Origin of the sequence: Stenotrophomonas maltophilia group sp. RNC7 (assembly GCF_030910085.1) — a bacterium.
Lineage (GTDB): Bacteria > Pseudomonadota > Gammaproteobacteria > Xanthomonadales > Xanthomonadaceae > Stenotrophomonas > Stenotrophomonas sepilia.
Window position 1 is genome coordinate 1 of record NZ_JAVFVN010000913.1, and the last position, 766, is coordinate 766.

The 766-nt window shown below is 53.1% G+C and carries 1 protein-coding gene; it reads left to right on the top strand.

Going from position 1 to position 766, the window contains the following annotated elements; translation table 11 throughout:
• On the top strand, positions 1-654 hold a 654-nt coding region (locus RCF13_RS23465), incomplete at its 5' end, for a spore coat U domain-containing protein (protein ID WP_308141587.1).
• Positions 655-766 lie beyond the last annotated feature (112 nt).

Here is a 766-nt window from a genome sequence, read left to right on the forward strand (position 1 = left end):
AATCGCATGGTGCCGTGGGGATCGGTGACGAACACCACCCTTGGAACAGTTCCCCCAATCGATATGTTGCTCCTGCCGCTCACGTCCAGTTCAACGTCCCGGACTATCTACGCTCGCATATTGTCAGGGCAATCTCCAACTCCTGGAGGTGTCTATCTTTCGAGTTTTGCGGGAGCTCAAACACGATTTAACTATGTAAGTTACACATTGCTGGCTCCGGATTGTTCGACGGTCACTCAGAATCCCTCTCAGGCAAGCTTTAATGTTCAGGCTAATGTGGATCGAACATGTACTGTCTCGGCACAGACATTGAATTTTGGCAGCCGGGGTGTGTTGACTTCCAACGTCGATGTAAATGGTGCCATATCGGTAAACTGTACGCCAAATTTGCCTTACACCGTGTCGTTAAACGGAGGGTTGAGCAATGCCCAACCGACCCAAAGGCGCATGACGCTTGGAAGCAACGCGATCGTGTACGGCCTCTATACAAACAGTGCGCGAACGATCCCCTGGGGCAGCACAGCAGGCCAGACGGTAGGCGGCACCGGAGCGGGAACTGCACAGACCCTGAACGTGTATGGTCGTGTTGCTCCCCAGACCACGCCACCGCCGGGGACATATACCGACACCGTTGTTGTGACGGTAACCTACTAGCGTGCGTGATCATTGTTCCTCACAATAACGAGACAGAAGGATCGGGATGAATCAAATAGGACCTCTTGCAGTTGCGACCCATCCGATAGACGAGACGTCGGCGATCAAGATA